Genomic DNA, 18,616 nt, shown 5'->3' with positions numbered 1-18,616 from the left:
TTAGAGGAATTGCCACAAGATACGATAAGCTAAAACGTAACTATCAAAGCGCTGTTGCTTTAGCTTGTATATTTATATGGTTGCCTCTTTAGCTCAATTTATCGGCTGTAAATGTCAACACACCCTAATGTCACTTTAAATGTTTTGACTTAAATCCATTTGTACCTATCTATACAAAGCACTGTTTTAATTCCTTATAAAATAGTGCTTTGAGTTTTTTGACCTCTACACATCTACAGCTGAGCTCAAAATAAAGCCTTATCCATTTCCAATGCATTTAAATATTCTTATTCAGCTACCAAAACCTTGCTAAAATATATAACGATTATTATTTACATTCATTTGTTGATCTATGATGCTTAAACCTCTCCTTATCAGTACATTGCTCATCAGCGCATCTACACTAAGTTTTGCCGAATTAACCCTGTCTGAAAAAGTCCGTCCTCACATTAAATCCTTGGTCAATCCAGATATTCAACGTCTTGCGCTACCGCCAACACCGAACAACATGTCTTTACCTGCCTATGGTCAAGGCATCATTGGTTGGGGTACAGGCCCAGAAGGTGCTGCAGCGTGCTTAGCCAACATCACCAAAGCCGACGTTGAAAAGCTTAAAACTCAAGATGTCACTTTAGAGATGGTTCAAACTTGGCAAAAGTTTTATGAAAATGAAACGCAGCGCAATGCAGGTAACCCAACCGCGCCCATTCGTGCTGAATTGATGAAGAAAGTTGTCAGTTTGTGGTAAGTGAAAGACCGTACAGCCCATATTTTTGGGCTGTTTTTGTTCAAATTAAAATAAAAAATTATGAGACATTCGATAGAAAGAATAATGAATAAAATTTAAAAAATGTTTAATATTCAAACTATAATTAACTATACATCCATAAAAAATTAAAATCATTTTCAGGACTTTACAATGAAAACATACTTTTCGATGCTTTTTCTAAGCTTGGCCTTAGCCGCATGTAGCCAAACACCTGCGCCTGATTTTTCAGGGGAATGGAAACAAACACCTGACACGGAGAGCCTACGCAAACTTTCCATTAGCAAACAAGGCGATGACTACCAAATTAAAGACGAATTTTGGCTCGATAAAAATAATACTGAGCGCACTTCTAGTGCTTCATCCGGTATGGCCGAAGTGAATAATGATGTTCTGAAATATAAAGAGAGTAATAGCATTGAAATGAAACTGAGTGATGCAACTCACCTCACTCTGACAGACAAAGCATATGATGCTGTAATTCATTTTGAAAAGATTAACTAAAGCAAAGCCCCGAATCCTTACACAGGCTTCGGGGCTTTATTTATATTTCACACTGACTATTCAGCCGCTTCATTCGTCACTCTGAGCACTTCTTCAATGGTGGTTTTACCTGCCAAAACTTTACGCAATCCATCATCACGAATTGAACCCGCATTTGCACGTACATGATTTTCTAACTCAAACTCAGCAGCATTACCATGAATGAGGCGACGTGTTTGCTCATCAATCGGGACGATTTCATAAATTGCGGTACGCCCTGTAAATCCAGTATGCGAGCATTGTTCACAGCCTTTAGGTTGAGGCAATTTTAACTCAGCCGATGCATCGAGATGCCTAAATAAGTCTTTTTCAAAATCATCGGCATCATGCCAAGTCGCACAGTGACGGCACAAGGTTCGAACCAAACGCTGCGCCACCACACCTATCAATGAGCTTGACAGTAGAAAGGGTTCAATCCCCATGTCTTTAAGACGGGTCACTGCACCGATTGCTGTATTGGTATGCAGCGTTGAAAGTACCAAATGGCCCGTTAATGACGCTTGTACTGCAATTTCAGCAGTTTCTAAATCACGAATCTCCCCGACCATCACCACATCTGGGTCTTGTCGAAGCATGGCTTTTAATGCACGAGCAAAGGTCATATCCACTTTGGTATTGACCTGCGTCTGCCCGATCCCTTCAAGTTGATACTCAATTGGATCTTCCGCAGTCAAAATATTTTTTGAACCATCATTTAGATCAGACAATGCCGCATATAAGGTGGTGGTTTTACCCGAACCCGTTGGTCCCGTAACCAAAATAATGCCATGCGGACGATGTACCAGTTGTTTCAATCGATCATAGTCATGCTGCATCAAGCCCAAATGGGTCATGTTTAAACGCCCAGCTTGTTTATCGAGTAAACGCATCACCACACGTTCACCATAGGAAGATGGTAAGGTTGATACACGAACATCAACTTCTCGGCCCGCCAAACGTAGTGAAATACGACCATCTTGTGGAATTCGCTTTTCTGCAATATCGAGTTTGGCCATGACTTTGATACGTGACACCAACAGTGGTGCTAGTTCACGACGTGGCTGCACAATTTCACGTAACTGACCATCGACACGTAAGCGGACAGACAGCTTTTTTTCAAAAGATTCGATATGAATATCTGAAGCCCCGACACGGATCGCTTCAGACAATAAGGCATTGATTAACCGTACAATCGGCGCATCATCCTCCTGATCCATCAAATCTTCAGCTTCTGGTACAGAGTCCGCAAGGCTAAGTAAATCAGGATGATCTTCCAGACCCGCTGCCACTTGTTGAGACTCACCGGTGTCTCCGGCAAAGCTTGCACTGAGTAATTGATTAAATTCTTGCTCGCTACATAATTGATATTGTGCAGGATGCCCTAAATAGCGACGTGCTTCCTGTAAAGCCAACAGTGGCGTGCTGTCACGACGTACAATAAAAGCTTGATCACCCTCATATCGAAGCAATACGCCATGACGTTTGGCAAAACTATATGGTATTTGTAATTGTTTAAGTACTTGCATCACGCATTATAATGATGAAAAAAGTTGTTTTGAGTGTACTCTAAGCATCTGACAGCGTGAAGTCTGTTTTTAGGATTTATCAGGACAAGGGATATACGCATTGCCATTAGAAAATGATTTGACTGAAAAGGAATCCCCAAAACGTAAATGGTGGGGGGAATATCAATTTGAACTGAATCACCCGCGCAGTTGGCAGTTTGGGTCTTTATTGTTCCGTGTAACGCGCGGCATGCAAGAGTGGCGTATGGAATACCATCGCCCGACCTTTCAGTTTGACTATGAGCAGCAATGGCATCCGATTCAAGACCCTGAATTTGGTTTTCCACAGCCCATTAAAATGGAACGTTATATGTTCCGCCAGACACATGACAAAATTCAAATTATGCCACGTTTGGCCGATCGGTCTGTGGTGATTAAACCAGTCGATCCGATTTATATTCCAGCTGGACAGCGCGGAACGCTATATATCAGCACACCGCTTTGGATTGCTGGTTTTGTCGAAGGTCTTAGAGAACCTTTGTTTGATATACCTGTTATTCTACCAAAAGATACCTGGTTTGGTCCGAATCATCGAATGGGTGAAATTTGCTATGCCACAGCAGTTGATGGTCGTACAGAACTTAAACAACTCAAACCTCGTGCTTTTCGTGCTGTAACCCCTATTGAGTTTCATAACGTGAGTAATCAACAGATTCGCTTTGACCGTATGAATGTGCCTGTACCGGCTTTGCCATTATTTTATAGTGAAAGTACAGGACGTTTATGGACTTCACAAATTCGGGTCGTGCATGAGGGTCATGACAAACCGCCGCGGGTCAAAATTGAAAACCGTACACCGCCACAAGCAGGTGACGTGATTTATCTGCATCCGCCACGCGAGTCAGCCAATGTGCTGTTCAATATGTTTGATTCATTTTTCTAACGGTGAGCCATGGCAGATTTAAATATTTCGACAGAAATTACCAGCAGCCTAAAAGGAATGGTCGCCAATCTCAATACTGATCGGCTGACAGAATTATTGGTGGCTGTTTTACTGGCAGTCATCGGCTTTCTGATTGCACGTTTTATCTCAAACACCTTTATCCGCACTGTAGGTATGCGTTTCAATGCCCATCAGCAGTTGGTTTGGCGTCGCGGGATTTTCTATTTCATTTTTTTAATCTTTGTGATGGCCAGTTTAAAAGAAGCCGGCTTTAAACTCAGCGTCTTCTTGGGTGCAGCAGGTATTTTAACGGTCGCACTGGGTTTTGCCTCGCAAACGTCCGCATCCAACCTGATCAGCGGGATGTTCTTGATCGGTGAAGGGTCTTTTGAGGTTGGTGATACCATTCAATTGACACTGATTCGCGGGCATACCATTGAAGGTGAAGTGATCTCGATTGATTTGTTGTCGGTCAAGTTACTCACGCAAGACAATGTCTATGTCCGTTTGCCGAATGAACAACTGATTCGGGCACCTGTACATAACCTGTCTAAGTTTCCAATACGGCGAATTCCAATTACCCTTGCGATTAACTTTCATGAAGACATCATCAAAGTCCGTGAAGTTTTATTAGATGCCGTCAGTAAATATCCATTGGTCTTGGCCGATCCTAAACCTGCCGTGACCGTCACTGCCTTTCGAGAGTCATCCATTGAATTGCTTTTTGCCATTTGGTGTCAAAGAGAGAATTTCCTAAAAGTCCGTGATGAAATGCAAGAACGGATTCGCAATGCCTTTGTCGAAAATAAAATTGAAATCCCTGTACCGAAAATGGGTTTTGTTGACCACCCGCTTTCTACACAAGCAAGCGATGCTGACGTCGATCAATATGCCAATGCACAAGAGATTCAACGAGAGCCTCAACTCAAATAATGGTCTATCGACTTGATATGAAAAGCCCTGCATATCTTCAAATGTGCAGGGCTTTTTTATCATCCACTTTTTATAGCCATCGACCTGTACAGCTTAGTGATCTCGTACCTTTAAGAATTTCATTATGGTTCAATCTTGTCATTCGGCATAGGGGCAATATAGGCAATCAAAAGCATGGCAAAACCTGCGGCCATAAATGAAATTACTCTCATGAGAGTGCCGACATGAGATAAATCCAGCAAGACCAATTTCAAAGTAACCAAGACCAAAATACTGCCACCAAGTAGCCAAACTGAACGTAATTGGCGCTGAGTGGCGAAGCGCATACTCACCAAAGCCAATAACACCCACAGCATAGTAAAACTCAGTTGAATGGTCTCATCGCTCCAAATGTCTAAACTGTTATAAGGCGTATCCAGATATATATGTAAGGCACGGAGCACAACATAGCTACTTAACCAAAGTAGCCCAAGGACACTCAACACAGCAGCCAAGCTACGATCTAAACCAGCTTTTAACTGTTGATTCAGCATCCATAAAAAAGCCGCCAACAACAGCAAACTCACCGCATCAAATGGATTCAGTATCGGCAAGATATATCCCACAAAGGCCTGCTGACTAAATAATTGCGAACTGATGATCCAACTCAAAGCCAAAAACAAACTGCTACGCGCTTGCCAAAACATTTTCCAGACAGGTTCTTTGGCTTGCCAATAACACCATGCACAAAATAATAGCGGCAAAATTACCACACTGATATATGGCATACCGGGTATCAGCGTCAGACTTGTCCACGCCAAGCTGCTCAAAATTCCGAGACTGACCCATTCTTTTTCTTCACGCACACCAAGTAATGGTCGTAGCCAAAGCAGCGTCAAGCACAGCCCAGCGAATGCAAAATAAATCTGCTCCATCGTTGAATGCCAAAGTAACTGACCGTTCTCACTCACTGAAATGACTTGGTACAGCCCCATCACATAAACAGGCACTAGACCCGTCCATTTAATGATGGACCAACTCCACGAAGCTTTTTGTTTTAACAAGCCTTCATTCACCATCAGATAGGCCACACTGACAATAAATAGACTCAGGGCCAATTGATGGCTAGTCTGCAACCAATCTAAGAGCAACATGATGAACATGGTGGTTGCTGAGAGCATTTGCACACATTGAAAAGCGATACTCGAACTTGAAAGTTGTTTATGAAATGCAGGAACAGCATGCGTCACGATAATGGCCGCCAAATAGCTTAAACACACGCCCCAATACATCTGTGCAGGGAAATGTGGCAGTTGAACCAAATAGTATAGACTTGAACAACCTGCCATCACCAAGAGCGCCATGCCTAAATAACGGCTGATATTTGATTGCTTGTATAGGGCGTATATAAAAATCAATGCACCTTCAACCGCCCAGCCAATCACACTCCACTGCTCTTTCAATACTATTGGTGGAATCAATGCCAAGAATATTAAGGTCAAACTCAAATAACTTTGTGCAATCAGTGGGATCACAGCACTGCGTTTACTGATGCTATACAGTGCGGCAAAAAGCGCTGCGAATAACAGGCTATACCCCGCCTGCCATACCGTTTCCTCAAAATACATCAAATACAATGCCAGATAAGCAAGCACTGGTGCAGCAAATATCAGTGCAATATCCAAGGCAGGTTTAAGCTGAAAATGCGCAAGATCTTGTTTCGCCAATAACTGGCTAAAACGAAAACCAAGCCAGATGAAAATCGCGGCATGGGCTAAAACCAGCACGCTCATCATCTGCCGTTCGGTGGTGTATCCGTGGTAAAAAGCATATCCACCCCCCATGATCACCGTCATCAAAAATGCGATTTGATTCAGATATTTCCACGGTCTTAAAGTACTCATGACCGCAACAGCCAGATTAATTACAAGATAATAGGCAATAAATTCCGTTGCAGTTGCATCACGAACAGGCAAGGTAAATGGAGCAAGATAGGCGATCAGCATTGCCATAATTGCCAGTTCTACCGACTGCTGTTTCAAACTGAGCCAAATCGTCAATGCCATAAGCGCTGCATACAGTACACAGGCTATGCTAAAGCCCGAAATCACGGCATTGTAATAGGCAAAAAATAAAGTCAAAAACAGCGCTGCAAGACCTAGACCTTCTAGCGCTAAGGCAAAACTTCGATTTTTGGTTTGTAGCCAAAAACCCAGCCCGACAACACCAGCACTGATCAAACTCACGATCAGCAGTTTCATGGCCAAGCTTAGTTGCCAGTGCTCTGTGGCAAATCTAAGTAAGAGCACCACGCCAATCACCAAGACCAATACCGCCACTTTTAACACGGGATTGCCTTGGAAAAGCCATTGCTGAATTTGACTAGATAGATTTGGTGCAGACTTGGATGGTGTATTAGAAGGCGTTGAATTGACTACTGCCTGATGTCTAGCTGTACCAATTGCCGTCGCGGGATGCACAGATGGTGTATTGTCAGAATCAAAATTTTCAGGACGGTCTATTGTCGACGCTGATATTGAAGTAGCCGCATGACTGGATTGCGACTGAAGCGCACGTCCTTGCAATAGATGCAGCTGACGTTCTAATCGTTTCAGCCAACGCAGAAAAAAATAAACCCACAGGCTAATCCCGATCGCAACCAAATATCCCAATTCTGTTAACAGTCCAACGACCGTTAATAACGATGCAATATATAACGGAACCTTTGATGTCACTTGAAATGGTTGTTTTGATAAGGTCAGTGCATCAGCGCCGTGCTGTAAATCATCGACATAATTCATCACACTGAGCATAAAACCGATGCCACTGATATAACTCAAGATTCGGACATCTAAGTACCATGCCCCGATCCCTACCATGATCAGCGTCATCAACCAAATCATCTTGATTTCATTATTCTGTTTCAGCATACCTGCTTCGTCATTTTCCTGAATGTTTTGATGATACATGAGCCTGACCGATGGATTAAAACTATTCATCAGTGATTCGGTAAGTTACATATACAATCTAGACTCTGCGTGCGGGCAAAAAATCACGTACAATAAAACCGTTTTCAGGATTAGGAAATTATCCATGCCACCATTTGTCTTGGTCGATGGCTCATACTTTTTATTTCGTGCCTACCATGCACTGCCACCATTAACCACTTCAACCGGTTTGCATACCAATGCAATCCGAGGTGCCATTTCTGCCATCCAAAAATTAATGCGTCGTATTCAACCGACGCATATGGCCGTTATTTTCGATACACCTGAACCAACCTTCCGTCATGAATTGTCCCCAATTTATAAGGGTGACCGTCCAAGTATGCCCGAAGAATTATCACAACAAATTCCATATCTTCATGCATTAATTCGTGCTCTAGGGATCCCACTGCATATGTTGCCGGGTGCTGAAGCCGATGACATTATCGGAACTTTAGCCAAACGCGCTGAAGCAGCCGGTCATCAAGTTTTGATCTCCACCGGTGATAAAGACATGGCGCAGCTCGTTACTGAGCGTGTCACTTTAGAAGACAGCTTCAAAGACAAACCGATGGATGTTCAAGGCGTTTTTGAAAAATTTGGGGTGTGGCCGAATCAAATCATTGACTACCTTACGCTGATGGGCGATGCCTCTGACGGCATTCGTGGTGTACCCGGTGTTGGCGCAAAAACAGCAGCGAAACTTTTAACCGAGTACGGTTCGATTGGCGGAATTTTAGAAAATGTTGACAGTATTAAAGGTAAAGTCGGTCAAAACATTAAAGACAATGTTGAAGGAATTGCTCTTGACCACCAACTGGCGAGCATCGTTTGCGACCTCGACATGGGCCTTAAATACGAAGATCTGAAACTTGCCGATCCAAATATTCCAGCACTGCGTGATTTATATACGGAACTAGAATTCCGTAACCAACTGCAGTCATTAGATCATCCAAACAACCCCAATGGTGCAACCTACAAACAAGCAGCCAAAGCCATCAACACCACGGCGACTGTAGCCAATGCACCTGAAGTGGAAGATCAAGCGGACAAAACCAGTGTTGATGATTTACTTGGTGAAGCTCGTTATCACACGGTATTGACCCAAGAAGATTGGGATGTGTTATTTAAACGTCTGAGCACTGAAAAGCGTTTTGCCTTTGATACCGAAACCACTAGCCTCGACTACCGCGTGGCGCAGATTGTAGGTTTCTCGGTGGCTTTAGATGCACATGATGCCTATTACGTGCCGCTTGCGCATAATTATGAAGGTGCACCGCAACAACTTGATCGCGACACGATCCTGAATCAACTCAAACCTTTACTTGAAGATAATGACGTAAAAAAAATTGGTCATCATCTCAAATATGATGCACATGTCTTAGAAAATCATGGCATTCATTTGGCAGGTTGGTATTTCGATACCATGTTGGCCTCTTATGTCCTTAACTCTGTGGCTACACGTCATGGGATGGATGACGTCGCGCGTTTGTATTTAAGTCATCTCACAACGACGTTCGAACAAGTGGCGGGCAAAGGTGCAAAACAAAAGACCTTTAACCAAATTGAGCTCGAAACGGCAGCCCATTATGCCGCAGAAGATGCCCATGTGACCTATCGTCTGTATGAAGTACTCGATAAAAAGTTACAAGCCCATCCGGAACTGATCAATATTTTGCACAATATTGAAATGCCTGTTGCCCGTGTTCTAACCTCTATGGAAGAAAACGGCATTGAGCTAGATATGGACTTCCTCGACCAACTCGGTGTGGAATTTGCCAATACCATTCAAAATTTAGAAACAGAAATTACCGATCTTGCGGGTCAAAGCTTCAATGTCAGCTCACCAAAACAAGTCGGCGAGATTCTGTTTGATAAATTAGGTTTAAAAGGCGGTAAGAAAACTTCTACAGGTCAGTACAGTACCAGTGAAAGTGTGTTAGAAAAAATCGATCATCCGATTACTGATTTAATTTTGGAATATCGTGGTCTCTCTAAACTGAAAAGCACCTATACCGATGGTCTGTTAAAGCAAGTGAATAATGACACACATCGTGTGCATACCAGTTACCACCAAGCTTTAACGGCTACAGGTCGTTTGTCATCTACCGATCCAAACTTACAAAACATTCCTGTCCGTGAAGATATTGGACGTCAAATCCGTAAAGCCTTTATTGCACCTGAAGGTCGCATTTTATTGGCAGCCGATTACTCGCAAATCGAATTACGTTTAATGGCGCATTTCTCGCAAGATCATGCCTTGGTCGATGCCTTCAATCATGGGCAAGACGTACATAAACGTACTGCGGCAGAAGTTTTGGGCATTCCACTCGATGAAGTGACCAGCAACCAACGTCGTCAAGCCAAAGCGGTGAACTTCGGTCTGCTCTATGGTATGTCAGAATTCGGTTTGACCCGTCAACTGGGTTTCACTCGAGAAGAGTCGCGTAACTATATTGGTAAATACTTCCAACGCTACCCTGGTGTTTTGGAATATATGGAACGTACTCGCCAAGTCGCACGTGAACAAGGTTTTGTGGAAACCATTTTAGGTCGTCGTCTGTATACACCGGACATTATGGCGAGCAACAAAATGGTGAAACAAGGCGCTGAACGTGCAGCGATCAATGCACCACTACAAGGTTCTGCAGCGGATATTATTAAATTGGCCATGATCGCCGTCGATAAAATCTTACCGAAAGATCAAGCCAAAATGTTACTGCAAGTACACGATGAATTGGTGTTTGAAGTTGATGCTGCAATTGCCGATGAACTGTCTGCCCAACTGACTGAAGTGATGCAATCTGTGTTGAAAATTTCCGTTCCACTGATTGTGGAAGTGGGTCAAGGCAATAACTGGGACGAAGCACACTAATTCATTCACGTTCATTCACACCTTTCTCCTTATAGGAGGAAGGTTGGGATGGAGGTGAGATGTTTCTTAGTTAGTAGAAATATCTTGTTTTACACCACATATTAAATCCACAAAAAAGGACGCCTCGGCGTCCTTTTTAATTTAACTCGTCTTAGCTCAGATTAAAGACCAGTCAATAATGCAATTGCGACTTGCTTCATAATGGTTTCCGCAACCAACAATGCCAAAATCGCAAAAATTGGTGACAAGTCAATCATCCCCATATTTGGAAGAATACGACGGAATGGCGCAAGTAGCGGTTCTGCCAACTCTTGAACCACTTCAATATAAGGCGAACGTGACTGGCTAAACATCACGACCCAACTCAAAATAATCGATGCAAAAATTAAGTAACGACAGAAACGGATTAAATCCTGAATCATGGTCACAAAGGTCATAATGATCAGATGGAATGGACTATTCACCGCCACGCCTGACAAATACATCAAACCAAACATTTTTAACAAATACAGAATCACCACCAACACCAATGCTGCGGTATTCACTCGACCTTTGGCCAAAGTTGGGAAAATTCGGCTAAAGATGTCGACAATTTTTGTTGCTTTTACTGTTGCCAAAACCACAGGGTTATATGGACTCACGGCAGCAAGCTGCATTAAAAAACGGAAAAATACGAGCAAAATTGCAACGTTAATAATGATTCCAAAAATTTGAGCAGAGCCCATACTTGAACTTTCCTAAATCAAATCGAATTATTTGGTGCTTTCGCTTAACTCTTGTGCCAACTCTTGGCTACGCTTTTGCGCTGCGGCTAAAGCGGCCTGAATATTTTGTGAAATCTGAGCACGATCAAATACTTCAATCGCGGCTTGTGTTGTACCGTTTGGAGAAGTTACATTTTTACGCAACTCCGCAGGACTGTTGGCACTGGTAATCGCCATTTGTGCGGCACCTAATGCAGTTTGCAAGGTGAGTGCTGTAGCCACTTTTTCATCCAAGCCCATGTTTTTTCCTGCACGGATCATACTTTCCATCATATAGAAAAAGTATGCAGGACCTGAGCCAGAAACTGCTGTTACCGCATCAATCTGCGCTTCAGAGTTTACCCAAAGTGTTAAACCAGTTGAAGCCAAAACTTGACTTGCAAGATCACGATCTTCAGCCGAAACCGCTTCACCTGCATACAAACCATGCGCACCGGTTTGAACTAAAGCAGGTGTATTTGGCATGACACGAACAATACGCTCTGTGCCTAATAATTTTGAAATCGTTGCAATTTCTGCACCTGCAACAATTGAAATTACCAACTTCCCTTCTAGCAAACCTTGTAATGGTGCCAAAACTTTTGCCAACACCTGAGGCTTAACTGCAAAAAGTACAATATCAGCATCTCGAATTGCTGCAACATTATCATCCGTCACATGCAAATCTTTTTCAGCCAAAAGCTCACGTACTTTTTCTACGGGATCTGAAACTGTAATACGTGTAGTCGGGACACCACGTGCAATTAGGCCACCAATTAAAGCCTGTGCCATGTTGCCGCCACCAATGAAACTGATATTACAATTTAGAATTGCGCTCATGATTGAAGATCCGATATTGCAGATTTAGCGTTAAGAGATAATGTCGGTTGCCAGCCAGCTTGAGTACAAAATTCAGACTGCGCCAACCAAAAGCCCTGAGGCGTAAAGACGCCTAGCATAACATTATCTCGGCTTAATATTTGAATAGTATGACGCTGCCATGGAAAAATTTGCGCCTGCTGAATGGCTTTTTTCAACGGCCAACTTCCGATACGACCATATAAATGAATTTTTTCACCGCCAAGACGTGGGCGAATCTGCAGTTGCTGCCCCAATAATTCAGGTGATAAGCCAACTTCTGAGGATTGAATCACAAAATGGCCTGTAGGCAACTTGAGAGACTGACCTGCAACACAAGTTATAACCTCAACCTCTTGAATGGATTCTGCTGGCAGATAATCCGCTTTGGTAATCCGATGAAGTTGCTGTTGAAAGCGCAGATAATAAAATCCATTCCAGTGTAATGCCGCTTGCGAGTCTTCGCGTGAGCCAATCACTTCTGAAAATAATCGCTGTACCATTTCAAAACTTGGACGATATTGCCCCTCACCTTTCATCCAGTGCGATAACAACTGACGCTGACGTGCCAGACTGAGCTGTTGTAAAACCACTAAAGATAAAGTTTGCGATGAACCACAGGCTGCCAAATCTTGTTGCAACACCTCGTGTAAAATTTCATCAGCATCTTGCATCAAATAACTGGTTCGACTCAGGGCTTGCTGCATTTTAGGAAATCGACCACTGAGTACAGGCCATAGAATTTCACGACTCCACGCGCGGTCATAGTCGGTATCAAAATTAGTGAGATCTTGAATATTTTGCACATGCAGTTGTGCTGCCCATTGGCAAATTTGCTCACGTGAAAGATCCAATAGCGGACGCCATAAAGCAAAATCTTCACGTACATCGAATTTTTTCATGGCAGCAAGGCCATGGACACCCGCACCTGAAAGTAGCCGCAACATCAGTGTCTCGGCTTGATCTTGCTGATGATGCGCGAGTACCAATATTTCATCTGCTTGTAAATGTTGGGCAAAGGCTTGATAGCGGGCCGAGCGTGCTTGATTTTCAAGGTTACCTTGCGCAACCTGAACTTTTTGTATGATGAATGGAAGATTCAGCGCTGCACACTGAGCACGTACAAACTCCCCCCAAGCGTGACTACTCTCTTGTAGTTGGTGATCAATATAAATTACCCGTATTTTTTCAGGGCACAAAAACGGCATAAGATGCAGCAGCAACATGGAATCCATGCCACCACTACATCCTATTAAAAATCGGCTTTGTTCAGGCAGCGCCTGAATTTGACTTAAGCAGTCAGCCCTAAATTGTCGCTGCCAAACTTCATTAAACGCTGATAACGCGCTTCGCATCGTTCGTTTGCATCCATTGGTTGCAGTTCTTCTAGAGCTTGCTTCAAGACCACTTTCAAATCCTGCATGACTTTTTCAGGGTTTAAATGTGCGCCTTCCGCTTCGTCCACCACGTATTCCACAATGCCCATCTTCTGCAATTTATCTGCCGTCAATGCCAATGCTTCACTTGCTTGTTCTGCTTTCTCTGCAGTTTTCCACAAAATAGATGCACAGCCTTCAGGTGAAATCACTGAATAAATACTGTGAGATAGCATAATCACACGGTCAGCCACGCCAATACCGAGCGCACCACCCGAACCACCTTCACCCAATACCGTTGCCACTACAGGCACTTTAAGTGAAGAAAGCTGAGCCAAACTGGTTGCAATCGCTTCAGCTTGACCACGTTCTTCTGCACCCACGCCTGGGTACGCACCCATGGTATCAATAAAGGTAAAGACAGGCAGATTAAAACGCTCCGCCATATCCAATAAACGCTGTGCTTTACGGTAACCTTCTGGGTTACTCATACCAAAATTATGCTGTAATTTTTCACGTGTACTACGACCACGGTGCTGACCTACGATCATCACAGGCTGACCATCTAAACGAGCCAAACCACCAATCATCGCGCCGTCATCACCAAATAGGCGGTCACCGTGCAAAGCATCGAACTCTGTAAAAATTTCGCCAACATAATCCAAAAACTGCGGACGTTCAGGATGACGTGCGATCTGAACCGTAGTCCAGGCTTTAGATTGAGCTGCTTTATTTTTCATAGGTCGATCATTATCCCTAACTTAACTGGTCTGTTAATTGATAAATTGTTCCGACTGGATATTCAGTTCAATATCCCAATGCTTAAATTGCACTTGCTCATCATGCAAGTCTGCAACCAACAAAGGCCACTGTTTGGCATCACCAGAAACACTAAGTTGCCATTGTTGCGCATTGTCCACGCTTAATTCAATGGCAGGAAGCATCTCATCGCTGCGACTATGATTTAATAAAACTGCTAAACGAAGCAATAGACATAAGTAAACAAGTTTGTTACCACCGACTTTCATCACATCGACACGTGCATCACTGCGTAACTTACGACGATGATGCGCCACTAAATGCGACAAATGGTTTTGATCAATTTGCGAGAAACCCGGAATATCCGAATGTTGCAACAAATAGGCACCATGACGATGGTAACCACTATGACTAATCGCTAAACCAATTTCATGCAGATATGCCGCACGACGCAGTAAATCACTGTCATCACTGGTCAAATTCAGTGCGGTCGCCACACCATTAAACAGTTGTTGCGCGGTATTGACTACACGCTCAGCTTGTTTCACATCTGCGTTGTAGCGACCCATCAACGCATGTACAGAACGATCTCGAACATCTTCATGTTGGAAACGACCCAAGAGGTCATACATCACGCCTTCACGTAATGCGCCATCCGAATAGACCAATTTATCGATATTCAGCACATCAAAGACGGCATATAAAATGGCAATACCGGCTGGCAAAACTGCTCGACGGTCTTCTTTTAGACCATCAAATTCCATTTCATTGACATGCTTATATTTAAGCAATTTATCTTTGAGTTTAAATAGACCGTCACGTGTCAGTTCTTCCTGATCGTTACTCCAGCCCATATTGACACAAATCTGACGACACGCTTTGATCGTACCGCTTGAACCGACAACAGTATCCCAGCCCGCAGCTTTATAAGTGTTAGCAATACCTGCAATTTCCTTGCGAGCAGCATTTACCGCTTTATCAAAACTTTTCAGGTTAATTTCACCATCAGCAAAAAACGCTTTGGTAAAAGCGACACAGCCCATTTGCACAGATTCTGTATGAATCGGTTCAAACTCTTCACCAATAATCAGCTCTGTAGACCCCCCACCGATATCAATCACTAGACGGCGACCACTGTTTGCCATGGTATGTGAAACCCCCAAATAAATGAGACGGGCTTCTTCACGACCAGCAATAATTTCAATCGGCTTCGGTAAAATTTCAGCGGCTTTTTGAATAAATTCATGACCATTTTTTGCTTGGCGCAAGGCATTGGTCGCTACAATACGTAAACGGTTGGCTTGGACAGGATTTAAACGCCCTACAAAACGTGCTAGGCAGGCTAATCCTCGTTGCTGTGCGGCTTCGGTCAAATTTTTATTTTCGTCTAGACCTGCGGCAAGCTGTACTTTTTCTGACATTGATGCAACTTTTTTCACTTCACCATGGTCTACACGTGCGATAGCCAAGTGGAAGCTGTTCGATCCCATATCGATAGCAGCAAGTAATTCTTCATCAATCAAAAAATCAGACATTATTCAAAAAAACCTGTTCAGAATTGTGCTTAGATTAATTCACATACATGCAATTTAAAAGCCATTTATGAGCAGTTCGAACGGAACTTATCGTTTTTTTATCTGAAGCAATGATAGTCATACACGATCATCGGCATCGTGATCATCCATTAGACAAACTGACCATTCAGGTCGAAAATTTACATAACCCCCTACATTGTTATAGTTGGCTATGTAATACTTATAAGCATAGAGTCAACTTAAAAATTAAATCCGGAGCAAAATCCATGTCTGGCAATATCGTAAATACAACTGATGAAAACTTCCAAGCCGATGTACTAGAGTCTGATACTCCTGTACTTGTAGATTTCTGGGCAGGTTGGTGTGCTCCTTGTAAAGCCATTGCACCTGTACTTGAAGTACTTTCAACTGAGTTTGAAGGCAAAGTTAAAATCGTTAAAGTAGACGTAACTTCTTGCGAACAAACTGCAGTGAACTACAACATCCGTAATATTCCTGCATTATTAATGTTTAAAAACGGTGAAGTTGTAGCAACTCAAGTCGGTGCTGCACCAAAATCTAAATTGACAGCTTTCATCGAAGAAAACATCTAATATTTTTCGATAAAAACCCATGGAAATACGCTGTTTTATACAGCGTATTTTTTTGCCTGATAAATTGACAAATGCTGTGTTCTCTCTTATATTGCTTACTCAAGAAATAAAGGATCTCAAATCCTGTCATTTTCTTACAACACACAACACATAAAATGCCGCTCGGCAACAGAATTGTTTTTCACATCTCTCTTCATATAACGAATCAGATCTCTGAATTGTTTTGTGCAAACCAATTGCTATCGTTTCTTGCACGATCGCGGCACATTTGTTGCTCCCTTTTCCAACCTGTACCTCAGAATTTTAGATTCTATCTGACCACCTATGAACTTAACCGAACTCAAGAAAAAACCGATTGGCGAACTCATCAAGATTGCCGAGTTTATGGGCCTCGAAGGAATGGCTCGTAACCGTAAGCAAGATATTATTTTCGCCATCTTAAAGCGCCACGCAATGAACGGCGAAGAGATTTTTGGTGATGGCGTTCTAGAAATTCTGTCGGACGGCTTTGGTTTCTTACGCTCTGCAGCGGGTTCTTACCTAGCCGGCCCTGACGATATCTATGTGAGCCCATCACAAATCCGTCGCTTTAACCTTCGTACTGGTGACACCATTACAGGTACGATTCGTCCCCCTAAAGAAGGCGAACGTTACTTTGCATTATTAAAAGTTAATCAAATTAACTACGACACACCAGAAAACTCACGTAATAAGATTCTTTTCGAGAACTTAACACCTTTATTCCCAACTGAACAATTGGTGATGGAATTAGGTAATGGTACAACTGAAGACTTAACTGCACGTGTGGTTGACTTGGTTGCTCCGATTGGTAAAGGTCAACGTTCTATTATCGTTGCACCGCCAAAAGCGGGTAAAACCATGTTGTTACAAAACATCGCACAGTCGATTGTTCGTAACAATCCTGAATGTTTCTTGATTGTCCTTCTGATTGACGAACGTCCTGAAGAAGTAACAGAAATGGAACGTACTGTTCGTGGTGAAGTCGTTGCATCAACATTCGATGAATCGCCTGCTCGTCACGTACAAGTTGCAGAGATGGTGATTGAAAAAGCTAAACGTCTTGTAGAACATAAAAAAGACGTGGTGATTTTACTTGACTCAATTACTCGTTTAGCCCGTGCGTACAACACCGTAATCCCTTCATCTGGTAAAGTTCTTACTGGTGGTGTGGATGCACACGCTTTAGAACGTCCAAAACGTTTCTTCGGTGCAGCACGTAATATTGAAGAAGGTGGTTCACTGACAATTATCTCAACTGCGTTGATTGAAACTGGTAGTAAGATGGATGAAGTGATCTACGAAGAATTCAAAGGTACAGGTAACCAAGAAATTACCCTAGACCGTCGTATTGCTGAAAAACGTGTGTTCCCTGCGATGAACATCAAAAAATCAGGTACACGTCGTGAAGAGCGCCTAATGTCTGAAGATAACCTACGTAAAGTTTGGATTTTACGTAAATTGCTTCATACACAAGACGAACTTGCAGCGATGGAATTCTTGCTTGATCGTATGAAAGAAACCAAAACCAATGATGATTTCTTTGATCAAATGAAACGTAAAGCATCCAACTAAGTTGAATGTTTGACTGAAAAGGCCATCTATAACGATGGCCTTTTTATTTGGTTGACTTTGGTTACACAAAGAAACATTTAATGGATTTCCATGTAAACTTATTTTCAAGTTGATGATTATAAAAAATATATTTTAAAAAACCCTATTCTTTTTAGTGGTTTATTTGCTATTTCCCCAATATAAATCTTTCTCTTAATTGTTATTTTCTGTTAAAAAATGGTCGTTTTTCACCTATTTTTCACGGTTTTTTCAAAGTCGCTAGTAGCATTTCAAAATACTCAGTGATAGCATACACGCAGACCAGTTAGACTGCTCTATGCATTTTTAATACCTATTCAAATTAGGCATAATAAAAGCACACAACAGACTAACGCAGGTTATTTTTTAATCTCATATTTTAGAGAGTGATGCCATGTTATTCAAAAAAATCGCTATTGCTGCTGCAGTTGCTACTACTTTAGCTTTCGTTGGTTGTGCTAAAAAAACTGAAGAAGCTGCTCCTGCTGCTGCATCTGAAGCTGCTGCTTCTGAAGTAGTTGCTGCGTCTGACGCTGCTGCTGTTGAAGCTGCTGCTTCTGAAGCTACTGCTGCTGCTTCTGAAGCTACTGCTGCTGCATCTGAAGCTACTGCTGCTGCTTCTGAAGCTCAATAA

At 42.6% G+C, this 18,616-nt stretch carries 15 protein-coding genes and 1 pseudogene; 9 read left to right on the top strand and 7 right to left on the bottom strand.

Annotation, left to right across the window (positions count from 1 at the left end; translation table 11 throughout):
• The 3 genes and pseudogenes from FTU37_RS07165 to FTU37_RS07155 form a co-directional block, all read left to right on the top strand.
• Positions 1–92 (top strand): annotated as a pseudogene (locus FTU37_RS07165) (IS5/IS1182 family transposase); the annotation flags it as partial.
• A gap of 263 nt (positions 93–355) precedes the next feature.
• Positions 356–748 (top strand): DUF4951 domain-containing protein, encoded by a 393-nt coding sequence (locus FTU37_RS07160; protein WP_180124075.1) that lies wholly within the window; start codon positions 356–358, stop codon positions 746–748.
• A gap of 171 nt (positions 749–919) precedes the next feature.
• Positions 920–1,270 (top strand): hypothetical protein, encoded by a 351-nt coding sequence (locus tag FTU37_RS07155; protein ID WP_180007244.1) that lies wholly within the window; start codon positions 920–922, stop codon positions 1,268–1,270.
• Positions 1,271–1,326: 56 nt separating this feature from the next.
• Here the strand turns inward: FTU37_RS07155 and gspE are convergent, their stop codons facing one another.
• Positions 1,327–2,814, bottom strand: coding sequence for a type II secretion system ATPase GspE (gene gspE / locus FTU37_RS07150; RefSeq protein ID WP_078189563.1), 1,488 nt, complete (start codon positions 2,812–2,814; stop codon positions 1,327–1,329).
• 100 nt (positions 2,815–2,914) lie between these two features.
• Here gspE and FTU37_RS07145 point away from each other — a divergent pair, with 100 nt between their 5' ends.
• Together FTU37_RS07145 and FTU37_RS07140 are read left to right on the top strand one after the other, a co-directional pair.
• On the top strand, positions 2,915–3,736 hold the full coding sequence (locus tag FTU37_RS07145; RefSeq protein WP_078192622.1) for a hypothetical protein: 822 nt from the start codon (positions 2,915–2,917) through the stop codon (positions 3,734–3,736).
• Between the two features lie 9 nt (positions 3,737–3,745).
• Complete coding sequence (locus FTU37_RS07140; RefSeq protein ID WP_180024385.1) at positions 3,746–4,669, top strand: mechanosensitive ion channel family protein; 924 nt, start codon at positions 3,746–3,748, stop codon at positions 4,667–4,669.
• Between the two features lie 122 nt (positions 4,670–4,791).
• On the opposite strand, the gene FTU37_RS07135 is transcribed toward FTU37_RS07140, so the two are convergent.
• Entirely contained in the window at positions 4,792–7,578 is a 2,787-nt protein-coding gene (locus FTU37_RS07135) for a DUF2339 domain-containing protein (protein ID WP_180124074.1), read from the bottom strand.
• 163 nt (positions 7,579–7,741) lie between these two features.
• On the opposite strand from FTU37_RS07135, the gene polA reads away from it, so the two are divergent.
• A complete protein-coding gene (polA, locus tag FTU37_RS07130; protein ID WP_168379814.1) occupies positions 7,742–10,507 on the top strand; it encodes a DNA polymerase I in 2,766 nt (921 codons plus the stop codon).
• Positions 10,508–10,668: 161 nt separating this feature from the next.
• Here polA and FTU37_RS07125 read toward each other — a convergent pair whose 3' ends face one another.
• From FTU37_RS07125 to ppx, 5 genes are read right to left on the bottom strand one after another with little or no spacing between them, the layout of a single operon-like run.
• The gene (locus FTU37_RS07125) at positions 10,669–11,232 is read right to left on the bottom strand and encodes a YggT family protein (protein WP_168378487.1); all 564 of its coding nucleotides are present in this window, start codon (positions 11,230–11,232) and stop codon (positions 10,669–10,671) included.
• A 27-nt stretch (positions 11,233–11,259) separates the two neighbouring features.
• Positions 11,260–12,090: a pyrroline-5-carboxylate reductase gene (proC, locus tag FTU37_RS07120; protein WP_168378486.1), complete on the bottom strand. Its 831-nt coding sequence runs from the start codon at positions 12,088–12,090 to the stop codon at positions 11,260–11,262.
• A complete protein-coding gene (tilS, locus tag FTU37_RS07115) occupies positions 12,087–13,463 on the bottom strand; it encodes a tRNA lysidine(34) synthetase TilS (RefSeq protein ID WP_180124071.1) in 1,377 nt (458 codons plus the stop codon). The genes proC and tilS overlap by 4 nt, the downstream gene beginning before the upstream one ends.
• Positions 13,400–14,224 (bottom strand): acetyl-CoA carboxylase carboxyltransferase subunit alpha, encoded by an 825-nt coding sequence (locus FTU37_RS07110; protein ID WP_078189570.1) that lies wholly within the window; start codon positions 14,222–14,224, stop codon positions 13,400–13,402. The genes tilS and FTU37_RS07110 overlap by 64 nt, the downstream gene beginning before the upstream one ends.
• Positions 14,225–14,257: 33 nt before the next feature.
• Positions 14,258–15,778 (bottom strand): exopolyphosphatase, encoded by a 1,521-nt coding sequence (ppx, locus tag FTU37_RS07105; protein ID WP_078189571.1) that lies wholly within the window; start codon positions 15,776–15,778, stop codon positions 14,258–14,260.
• A 266-nt stretch (positions 15,779–16,044) separates the two neighbouring features.
• Here ppx and trxA point away from each other — a divergent pair, with 266 nt between their 5' ends.
• The 3 genes from trxA to FTU37_RS07090 all read left to right on the top strand — a co-directional run bounded on the left by trxA (position 16,045) and on the right by FTU37_RS07090 (position 18,616).
• Complete coding sequence (gene trxA / locus FTU37_RS07100) at positions 16,045–16,371, top strand: thioredoxin (protein ID WP_078192629.1); 327 nt, start codon at positions 16,045–16,047, stop codon at positions 16,369–16,371.
• A gap of 324 nt (positions 16,372–16,695) precedes the next feature.
• On the top strand, positions 16,696–17,964 hold the full coding sequence (gene rho, locus FTU37_RS07095; RefSeq protein ID WP_067731074.1) for a transcription termination factor Rho: 1,269 nt from the start codon (positions 16,696–16,698) through the stop codon (positions 17,962–17,964).
• Between the two features lie 412 nt (positions 17,965–18,376).
• Positions 18,377–18,616: a hypothetical protein gene (locus tag FTU37_RS07090; protein ID WP_168378482.1), complete on the top strand. Its 240-nt coding sequence runs from the start codon at positions 18,377–18,379 to the stop codon at positions 18,614–18,616.

Source organism: Acinetobacter sp. YH12097, assembly GCF_013419225.1.
Lineage (GTDB): Bacteria > Pseudomonadota > Gammaproteobacteria > Pseudomonadales > Moraxellaceae > Acinetobacter > Acinetobacter amyesii.
This window is presented reverse-complemented; position numbering and strand designations above follow the sequence as displayed.

What these genes read in the sequence shown, in the direction of transcription:
- FTU37_RS07160 (WP_180124075.1), top strand. Translation starts at nt 356, where the DNA reads ATGCTTAAACCTCTCCTTATCAGTACATTGCTCATCAGCGCATCTACA.
- FTU37_RS07155 (WP_180007244.1), top strand. Translation starts at nt 920, where the DNA reads ATGAAAACATACTTTTCGATGCTTTTTCTAAGCTTGGCCTTAGCCGCA.
- gspE (WP_078189563.1), bottom strand. Translation starts at nt 2,814, where the DNA reads ATGCAAGTACTTAAACAATTACAAATACCATATAGTTTTGCCAAACGT.
- FTU37_RS07140 (WP_180024385.1), top strand. Translation starts at nt 3,746, where the DNA reads ATGGCAGATTTAAATATTTCGACAGAAATTACCAGCAGCCTAAAAGGA.
- FTU37_RS07135 (WP_180124074.1), bottom strand. Translation starts at nt 7,578, where the DNA reads ATGCTGAAACAGAATAATGAAATCAAGATGATTTGGTTGATGACGCTG.
- polA (WP_168379814.1), top strand. Translation starts at nt 7,742, where the DNA reads ATGCCACCATTTGTCTTGGTCGATGGCTCATACTTTTTATTTCGTGCC.
- FTU37_RS07125 (WP_168378487.1), bottom strand. Translation starts at nt 11,232, where the DNA reads ATGGGCTCTGCTCAAATTTTTGGAATCATTATTAACGTTGCAATTTTG.
- proC (WP_168378486.1), bottom strand. Translation starts at nt 12,090, where the DNA reads ATGAGCGCAATTCTAAATTGTAATATCAGTTTCATTGGTGGCGGCAAC.
- tilS (WP_180124071.1), bottom strand. Translation starts at nt 13,463, where the DNA reads ATGCGAAGCGCGTTATCAGCGTTTAATGAAGTTTGGCAGCGACAATTT.
- FTU37_RS07110 (WP_078189570.1), bottom strand. Translation starts at nt 14,224, where the DNA reads ATGAAAAATAAAGCAGCTCAATCTAAAGCCTGGACTACGGTTCAGATC.
- ppx (WP_078189571.1), bottom strand. Translation starts at nt 15,778, where the DNA reads ATGTCTGATTTTTTGATTGATGAAGAATTACTTGCTGCTATCGATATG.
- trxA (WP_078192629.1), top strand. Translation starts at nt 16,045, where the DNA reads ATGTCTGGCAATATCGTAAATACAACTGATGAAAACTTCCAAGCCGAT.
- rho (WP_067731074.1), top strand. Translation starts at nt 16,696, where the DNA reads ATGAACTTAACCGAACTCAAGAAAAAACCGATTGGCGAACTCATCAAG.
- FTU37_RS07090 (WP_168378482.1), top strand. Translation starts at nt 18,377, where the DNA reads ATGTTATTCAAAAAAATCGCTATTGCTGCTGCAGTTGCTACTACTTTA.